The 6939-nt window shown below is 72.0% G+C and carries 8 protein-coding genes; 2 read left to right on the forward strand and 6 right to left on the reverse strand.

The genetic code is table 11. The annotated features are described in order from the left end of the window. The 6 genes from AX685_RS15315 to panC all read right to left on the reverse strand — a co-directional run. Window positions 1-1250, reverse strand: a 1250-nt coding sequence (locus tag AX685_RS15315) for a glucose PTS transporter subunit IIA (protein ID WP_197418645.1), incomplete at its 3' end; no start/stop codon positions are given. Window positions 1251-1281: 31 nt separating this feature from the next. Further along, complete coding sequence (nagA, locus tag AX685_RS15320) at window positions 1282-2439, reverse strand: N-acetylglucosamine-6-phosphate deacetylase (protein ID WP_066490172.1); 1158 nt, start codon at window positions 2437-2439, stop codon at window positions 1282-1284. After that, on the reverse strand, window positions 2436-3470 hold the full coding sequence (locus tag AX685_RS15325; protein WP_066490175.1) for an SIS domain-containing protein: 1035 nt from the start codon (window positions 3468-3470) through the stop codon (window positions 2436-2438). The genes nagA and AX685_RS15325 overlap by 4 nt, the downstream gene beginning before the upstream one ends. A gap of 93 nt (window positions 3471-3563) precedes the next feature. Beyond that, on the reverse strand, window positions 3564-4343 hold the full coding sequence (locus AX685_RS15330; protein WP_066490183.1) for a GntR family transcriptional regulator: 780 nt from the start codon (window positions 4341-4343) through the stop codon (window positions 3564-3566). A 107-nt stretch (window positions 4344-4450) separates the two neighbouring features. After that, window positions 4451-4735, reverse strand: coding sequence for a hypothetical protein (locus AX685_RS15335; RefSeq protein ID WP_066490185.1), 285 nt, complete (start codon window positions 4733-4735; stop codon window positions 4451-4453). A gap of 104 nt (window positions 4736-4839) precedes the next feature. Then, window positions 4840-5682: a pantoate--beta-alanine ligase gene (gene panC / locus AX685_RS15340; protein WP_066490178.1), complete on the reverse strand. Its 843-nt coding sequence runs from the start codon at window positions 5680-5682 to the stop codon at window positions 4840-4842. An 83-nt stretch (window positions 5683-5765) separates the two neighbouring features. On the opposite strand from panC, the gene AX685_RS15345 reads away from it, so the two are divergent. Next, window positions 5766-6566, forward strand: coding sequence for a division plane positioning ATPase MipZ (locus tag AX685_RS15345; RefSeq protein WP_066490181.1), 801 nt, complete (start codon window positions 5766-5768; stop codon window positions 6564-6566). A 13-nt stretch (window positions 6567-6579) separates the two neighbouring features. Next, window positions 6580-6843: a J domain-containing protein gene (locus AX685_RS15350; RefSeq protein WP_066490182.1), complete on the forward strand. Its 264-nt coding sequence runs from the start codon at window positions 6580-6582 to the stop codon at window positions 6841-6843. The last annotated feature ends 96 nt before the right edge of the window (window positions 6844-6939 follow it).

Here is a 6939-nt window from a genome sequence, read left to right on the forward strand (position 1 = left end):
GCCGGGGCGTCGCTCTCCCCCGCCAGCACCGCCAGCACGCGGCGTTCGACGTCCAGCAGGTCGTCGGCCCGCTCGGCCAGCCGCGGGTTGCCGGTCGCGCGCAACGCCTTGGCCTGTGCGCGCAGTGCGTGGCGCCACGCATGGCCCGCGCTGCGCCCGGCCGCGATCTGCCGCTGCGCCGCCTCGATCAGATCGGGATCGTCGAGCAGCGCGCGATGCGCCGCCATGATCGCTGCCGCCGGTCCGGTCGCCGCGTCCAGCGCGCCGCGCGCCTGCGCCAGCGCCGCGTCGAGCCGCGCACGCTCCGCATCCGCACCGGCGCCGTCGCGTTCGACCGCACGATCGCGCGCCGCCAGCCAGCGTGCGGTACCGATCGCCAGCCCCGGCGCCGCCGCGACGCCGCGCAGCGTGCCGTCGGGAAGCGGCGGGAGCGGTTCGGCGACGGGCACGGCAGCGACGGCCGCGGCAGCGACGGGGGCGGCGGGTGCCGCCTCCCCCATGCCGCCCTCGATCAGTGTCGTCAGCCGCTCGATCGCGTCGGCGGCATCCGGGCCGGATGCGCGCAGCGTGACCGTGTCGCCAAGCCGCACGTCGAGCGCCAGCAGCGCGGTCACCCCGGTCGCCGACGCCTGCGCCGCGCCCTTTGCGATCGTCACGCGCGCGTCCAGCCCGCGCACCGCCTCCGCGATCCGCGCCGCCGGGCGCGCGTGGAGGCCATGCGCCAGCGGGACGACGACGTCGCGTGCGATCCCCGCCTCCTGTGCCGCGTCATCGGCGGCATCCGCCGCGCCGCGCCGCGCGATCACCAGCAACGGCTCGCCGATCGCCACCGCCCCGCCGGGGTGGCGCTCCACCACCTCGAAGGCGTCGGTGTCGGTCACCAGTACCGGAGTCACCATGCTCGTCGCCGCCGCCAGCAACGGGTCGAGGTCGAGGTCGACCAGCGGATCGCCGGCCGCCACCCGCTGCCCCGCGGCGACGCGCACCGTGAAGCCCGCGCCGCCCAGCGCCACGGTGTCGATCCCCAGATGGATCAGCACATCGGCGCCGTCATCGGTGCGCAGCGTCACCGCATGGCGCCCGGCATGGACGGACAGCACCGTCGCGGCGCAGGGCGCGACCAGTTGCGCGCCGGTAGGATCGATCGCGACGCCGTCCCCTATCATGCCGCCGGCGAACACCGCATCGGGCACCTCGTCCAGCGGGGATACCCATCCGGGCAGCGGCGACAGCAGGGTCAGGCGTGTCACGCGATCGTCTCTCCCGTTGCGGCGGCGCGCGTCATTCGCCGCCCGCCACCTGCTCGCCGCCGATCCACGTGCCGCGGGCGCGGAAACCGGCATCCAGCCATACCCAGTCGGCGCGCAAGCCCGGTGCCAGCATGCCGCGTTCGTGCGACAGGCCCAGGAACGCCGCGGGATTGGTCGCCGCCATCGCGGCCGCCGCCTGCGGCGCGGTGCCGATCAGCTGCACCATGTTCGCCACCGCCTGCGCCATGTCGAGGTCGGATCCCGCCAGCGTCCCGTCGGCCCCGCGGCACACGCCGTCCGCGACATGGATCGGCTGGCCGTAGAGCGTGAAATCCTTCTGCGCGGCACCGACGCTGGGCATCGCATCGGTGACCAGCATCGCGCGGTCGGCGGGCAGCAACCGGGTGGCGAGCCGCAATGCGGCGGGATGGACGTGGACGCCATCCGCGATCAGCCCGCACCACGCGCGTCCCCAGTCGAACGCCGCGCCGGTCAGCCCCGGCGCGCGGTGCCCCAGCGGCGTCATCGCATTGTACAGGTGCGTGACCCCGCTCGCCCCCGCGGCGAAGGCGGCCATCGCGGTGTCATAGTCGCTGTCGCTGTGCCCGGCGGCGACGCGCACGCCCGCCGCCGCCAGCGTCGCGATATCGCGCGGATCGCACAATTCGGGCGCCAGCGTCAGCAGCACGCGGCCGCGCCGCGGGCGCGTCAGCAGCGCGATCGTGGCGGCGTCCAGCCGGCGGAACATCGCCGGATTGTGGATGCCCTTCTTCGCGGGGTTCAGGAACGGCCCCTCGATATGCGTGCCGACGATGCCGGCTATGCCCGCCGCGATCGCCGCCTCCGCCGCATCCAGCGCGGCGGCGACCTTCTCCAGCGTGTCGCTGATGAGGGTCGGCAGCAGCGCGGTCGTGCCGTACGGCCGGTGCGCGGCGGCGATCGCGGCGATGCCGTCGACATCGACCGCGTCGTTGAACAGCACCCCGCCGCCGCCGTTCACCTGCGTGTCGATGAAGCCGGGCATGATCCACCCGCCCGCCAGGTCGATCGCGCCGGCTCCCGCGTCGCGCGGCAGCGGGGCGATCCCCGCGATCCGCCCGTCCGCATCGACCGTGATCGTCGCGCCGGGCCAGGTGCCGCCGGGGGTGACGACATGACCATTGGCATACCGGATGATCGTATCGGTCATAGCGTCCGGGTCACCTTCGCCAGATGCGGCGGCTGGTCGGGGTCCAGCCCGCGCGCCAGCGATACCGCATTCGCCAGCCGGTAGAAGCTTTGCAGCATCAACAGCGGCTCGATCGCCGGGTGGCTGGCCGCCGCCGGCAACGCCCCGCCGCCGCGCGCATCGGCCATCCGCACGATCGCGCCGCGATCCGCGAACTCCGCGGCGACCGTGCGGACGGCATCGCCCGCCACGTCCGACGTCGCGAACGCCAGGATCGGGAAGCCTTCGCCGACGATCGTCATCGGGCCGTGGCGCACTTCGGCGGCGCTGAACGCCTCGGCATGCAGCGCGCACGTCTCCTTCAGCTTCAATGCCGCTTCCTGCGCGATGCCGAAGCCGTATCCGCGCCCTAGGACGAACAGGTTGTTCGCCTGCACCAACGCGTCTTGCGCCGCGCTCCAGTCCTGCGCGAACGCCGCCGGAAGGTGCGTCGGCAGCGTTCCCACCGCCGCTTTCAGTGCGTCGTCGCCCGCCCAGTCCGCCGCGATCGCCGCCAGTCCCGCCATCGCCACCAGGCAGGATTTGGTCGCCGCGACCGACGTTTCCGGCCCCGCGTGCAGCGGCAGCAGCGTGTCGGCCATCGTCGCCAGCGTCGATTCCGCATCGTTGACCAGCGCCACGACATGCGCGCCCGCACGCTGGTGCGCCTCCACCGTCGCGATCAGGTCCGGGCTCCGCCCCGATTGCGAGATCGCGATCACCAGTCGCTCGCCCTCGCCACGCGCCACGGGCGCGGCATAGACCGACGCCACCGACGGCGCGGCGGACGCGACGGGCACGCCCAGCAGCGTCTCGAACAGATATTTGCCATAGGTGGCGGCGTGGTCCGACGACCCGCGCGCGCACGTCACGATCACCGCCGGCGCCGCCGCGCGCAACCGCTGCGCCAGCGCCGCGATCGCCGCACCGTTCGCCGCCAGGAACCGCGCCACCGCGTCCCCCGCCTCCCCGGCCTCGGCGAACATCAACGTCGCCCGCTGCGCTGCGATCATGTCGGTAGAAATGGCCGTTCCTCCTGCGCCAGCAACCCTACACAGCCCATGATAGGCCTTCAATAGATATTGTAGTGGATCGTTATTGGTATTTCATTCGCCCAGTTCGGCGACGAAATCATAGGCGTCGCCGCGATAATAGGATTGCGTGACCTCTGCGGGACGCCCGTCCGCCAGAAAGGCGCGCCGCTCGATCAGCAGCCCGGCATGACCGGAGGGGACGTCAAGCAGCGCGGCCTGCGCATCCAGGAACGGGATTGCGCGCAGCCGCTGCAGCGCGCGCGTCGGGCGATAGCCGGCCGCCTCCAGCGCGGCATAGAGCGATTCGCCGACCGCCTCGATCGACGGCAGGCAATAGGCCGGGATGGTCGAATGCTCGATCGCGAGCGGCTGCCCGTCCGCCAGCCGCAGCCGCTGGAAACGATAGACCGGCGTGCCCGGCGACAGCGCCAGCGACAGCGCCTCGTCGGGAGTGACCAGGCCGTCGTTGCGCGCCAGCCAGCGGCTTTCGGGGCGGCGCCCCCGCGCCAGCATGTCCTGCGTGAAGGATGACAGGTGCGCGAAGCTCTTCTCCACCCGCGCCGGGGCGGCAGCGGGGCCGGGGGCGGCATGCGCCACGGCCGTGCCCGCGACGAAGGTGCCCGCACCGCGCCGCGCGACCAGCAGGCCGGCGTCGCTCAGCGCCGCGATCGCGCGGCGGACGGTGATGCGGGAGATGCCATATTCCTGGCACAGTTCGCGTTCGGCGGGCAGCGCGTCGCCGGGCGCCAGCGCGCCGCGCTCGATCGCTCCGCGCAGGATGGCGCCGAATTGCAGGTACAGCGGCCCGGTGCCGTCAGGGGGCAGCGCGCCGATACGGTCCGCAAATGCCATGTCCGCCGTCGCCCCCTTGTCCGGGGCCGCGGTGTCCACGCCCCCAAAGGAGCGCGCATATCATCGCCGCCGGGACGTTCACAATCGCCCGCAGCGGGAAAGCAACGTCAGGCCGCGTGTCGCCGGATGCTGGCGAGCAGATCGCGTGCCGCACGCTGCGCGGTGGCGATCTCGCGCGCGGTCATGTCCTCGGCCACGTCGGCGCGCGCCGCGCCGGCATCCGCGTTGCCGCATGCGGCCGCCAGGTTGAACCATTTGTGCGCCTCGACCAGGTCGATCACCGCCCCCGACGTGCCCGTCGAGAAGGCGACGCCCAGGTCATAGGCCGCATCCGCATCGCCGCGACCGGCATCTGCAATCCGGCGCTCCAGCAGCGCCTGTTGAAAATTCATTACCACCGGATGCCCCTTGCGATCCATTGCGATGGACTTGGGGTGTGCCTCAACCGGCGTCACCAAATGGTTAACGCATTAACCGGCTTTCTTACAACTTTGGTCTAAGCAGGGTCGACCGCCAGATTGTCGATCAGCCGGGTGTTGCCGATCCGCGCGGCGGCCAGCAACTGGCGGCGGCGCCCCGGCGCGGGATCGGCGACCAGCGTCTCGGCATCGACCAGCGCGACATAATCGACCGTGAAGCCCGCGCCGACCAGCGTCGCGGTGGCATCCTCCAGCGCGCGCGCCACCTCGCCCCCGCCCAGGATCGTGCGCGCCGCCACCCCCAGCGCGCGGGGCAGCGCCACCGCCTTCGCGCGCTCCTCCGGCAGCAGGTAGACGTTGCGCGACGACAGCGCCAAACCGTCATCCTCGCGCTGGGTCGGCACGCCGGTGATCTCGATCTCGAAATCCAGGTCGGTCACCATCCGGCGGATCACCGCCAGCTGCTGGAAATCCTTTTCCCCGAAATAGGCGCGCGCCGGGCAGACCTGGTTGAACAGCTTGGCGACGACGGTGGCGACGCCATCGAAATGGCCGGGCCGCGCCGCGCCGTCCCACCCGTCGCTGACCCCGGTGACGGAGACGTTGGTGGCAAAGCCGTCGGGATACATCGCCTCGACCGGGGGCAGCCACAGGATGTCGCAGCCCGCATCGGTCAGCATCGCGATGTCGCTGATCTCCTTGCGCGGGTAGCGCGACAGATCCTCGTTCGCGCCGAACTGCTTCGGATTGACGAAGATCGACGCGACCACGCACGCGCCGGGACGCCGCGCGGCCTCCACCAGCGCGACGTGCCCGGCGTGGAGCGCCCCCATCGTCGGCACCAGCGCCACCTCGCGCCCGGCCGCACGCGCTTCCGCCAGCGCGGCCCGCAGGCCCGCCAGATCGCGATATACTTCCACGTCTTACCCCTCGAAACTCGCGGCGGCGGGTTCTATGGTCGCGACGAAGCGCAATCAATGAGGGATGCGACGAATTGTCCGAGATGGTGACCGAGACGCCGCCGCAGCGAACGCATGTCATTGTGTTCGCCAATGAAAAGGGCGGCACCGGCAAGTCGACCACCGCGGTCCATGTCGCCATCGCGCTCGCCGCGAAGGGCGCGCGCGTCGCCTGCATCGACCTCGACCACCGCCAGCGCACGCTGGGCCGCTACCTCGACAACCGCGAGGCGACGGTGACGCGCACCGGCATCGACCTGCCCGTGCCCCACCATGCCACCGGCGACGGGCGCGCCGACGGCAATTTCGGCGAACTCTACCGCGGCTTCACCGACGGCTATGATTTCCTGGTGATCGACACGCCGGGGCGCGACGATCCGGCGGCGCGGATCGCGGCGGCGCTGGCCGATACGCTGGTGACGCCGATGAACGACAGTTTCGTCGATTTCGACCTGATCGGCCATGTCGACCCCGAAACCTTCAAGGTGACGCGCCCCAGTTTCTATTCGGAGCTGATCTGGGACGCGCGCAAGGCCCGCGCGCGCGAGGACGGGACGACGATCGACTGGGTCGTGCTGCGCAACCGCCTGCAATATCTGGAGGCGCGCAACATGCGCCGCGTGTCGGAGGCGCTGGACCAGCTGGCGCGGCGCGTCGGCTTCCGCATCATTCCCGGCCTTGGCGAGCGGGTAATCTATCGCGAGCTGTTTCCCAAGGGGCTGACGCTGCTGGACGCCAAGACGTTCGGCGGCATGGGCATCAGCCATGTCGCCGCGCGGCAGGAACTGCGCGAGATGATGGCCGGGCTGGCGCTGCCCGAGGCGGCGCTGCCGCTGTTCGCATGACGGGGATCCCGACATGAAGTGGATCGTCGCGGCGCTGCTGATCTGGGGCGTGTGGTGGCTGCTGAAGAAGCCTGCGGCGCGGCGCCCGTCGGCGGTGCGCGACGCGCGTGCGCTGCTGGGCGTGCCGGCGGGGGCCGATGCCGGCGCGATCCGCGCCGCGCACCGCCGGCTGGTGGCGGACGTCCACCCCGATCGCGGCGGTTCGGACGAGGCGACGCGCCGCGCCAACGCCGCGCGCGACCTGCTGCTGGAGCGACTGCGCCGGCCGCAGCAGTGATGGCGCACGCCTTTCATCCCGATATTCTGCGCGACTACGATATCCGCGGCACCGTCGGCGTCACGCTGGACGCGGGCGATGCGGTCGCGGTGGGAC

It is taken from the genome of Sphingomonas sp. CCH9-F2 (assembly GCF_001556735.1).
In the GTDB taxonomy this organism is placed as follows: Bacteria; Pseudomonadota; Alphaproteobacteria; order Sphingomonadales; family Sphingomonadaceae; genus Sphingomonas; species Sphingomonas ginsenosidimutans.